The organism is Rhizobacter sp. P2_H2 (assembly GCF_056403375.1).
Genome location: NZ_JBFUFP010001247.1, coordinates 1 through 1,448, shown reverse-complemented (window position 1 = coordinate 1,448; position 1,448 = coordinate 1). Strand labels below are relative to the sequence as shown.

2 protein-coding genes are annotated in these 1,448 nt (G+C 64.1%); both read right to left on the bottom strand.

Going from position 1 to position 1,448, the window contains the following annotated elements; all coding sequences use genetic code 11:
• Positions 1–1,179 (bottom strand): molecular chaperone DnaK (gene dnaK / locus AC1D15_RS32040; protein ID WP_477829228.1); only part of this gene is annotated, 1,179 nt, incomplete at its 3' end.
• Positions 1,180–1,278: 99 nt separating this feature from the next.
• The coding region (gene grpE / locus AC1D15_RS32035; RefSeq protein WP_477829229.1) for a nucleotide exchange factor GrpE at positions 1,279–1,448 on the bottom strand (170 nt) is incomplete at its 5' end.

Genomic DNA, 1,448 nt, shown 5'->3' with positions numbered 1-1,448 from the left:
GAGCAGCAGCACGTCCTTGCGGTCGCCGGCCAGCACCTGGCCCTGGATCGCGGCACCGACGGCCACCGCTTCATCCGGGTTCACGTCCTTGCGCGGCTCCTTGCCGAAGAACTCCTTGACCTTCTCCTGCACCTTGGGCATGCGGGTCATGCCGCCGACCAGGATCACGTCGTCGATCGCGTTGACGGCCACGCCGGCGTCCTTGATGGCGGTGCGGCAGGGCGCGATCGTGCGTTCGATCAGCTCCTCGACCAGCGCTTCCAGCTTGGCGCGCGTCAGCTTGATGTTCAGGTGCTTCGGGCCGGACGCATCGGCCGTCACGTACGGCAGGTTGATGTCGGTCTGCGCGCTGTTCGAGAGCTCGATCTTCGCCTTCTCGGCGGCTTCCTTCAGGCGCTGCAGCGCGAGCACGTCCTTCGACAGGTCGACGCCTTGTTCCTTCTTGAACTCGGTGATGATGTAGTCGATGATGCGCTGGTCGAAGTCTTCGCCGCCCAGGAAGGTGTCGCCGTTGGTCGACAGCACCTCGAACTGCTTCTCGCCGTCGACGTCGGCGATCTCGATGATCGACACGTCGAAGGTGCCGCCGCCCAGGTCGTACACCGCGATCTTGCGGTCACCCTTCTCGTTCTTGTCGAGGCCGAACGCGAGCGCCGCGGCGGTCGGCTCATTGATGATGCGCTTCACGTCGAGGCCGGCAATGCGGCCCGCATCCTTGGTGGCCTGGCGCTGGGCGTCGTTGAAGTAGGCCGGCACCGTGATCACGGCCTCGGTCACCGTCTCGCCCAGGTAGTCCTCGGCGGTCTTCTTCATCTTGCGCAGCACTTCGGCGCTGACCTGCGGCGGCGCGAGCCGGTTGCCGCGCACCTCGACCCACGCATCGCCGTTGTCGGCCTGCGCGATCTTGTAGGGCATCAGGTCGATGTCCTTCTGCACTTCCTTCTCGGTGAACTTGCGGCCGATCAGGCGCTTCACCGCATACAGCGTGTTGCGCGGGTTGGTGACGGCCTGGCGCTTGGCAGACGCACCGACGAGGATCTCGCCATCTTCCTGGTAGGCAATGATCGACGGCGTGGTGCGCGCACCTTCGCTGTTCTCGATCACCTTGGTGGTGTTGCCTTCCATGATGGCCACSCACGAGTTCGTGGTGCCGAGGTCGATGCCGATGATTTTTGCCATGTGGTTCTCCTGAATCCGAAAATCTTGATGTTGTCGAGTTGTGGATAAGTCGGGCCGTTTCAAGGGGCCGCGCTTGTGGACAGTTGCTTCTGCCTTGCGTTATTTCGGGGCGGCCACCGTGACCAGCGCCGGGCGCAGCACGCGATCGGCGATCAGGTAGCCCTTCTGCAGCACGATCACGACGGTGTTGGCCTCCTGCTCGGCCGGCACCATGCTGATGGCCTGGTGCTGGTGCGGATCGAACTTCGTGCCGGCCGGCGGGTTGATCT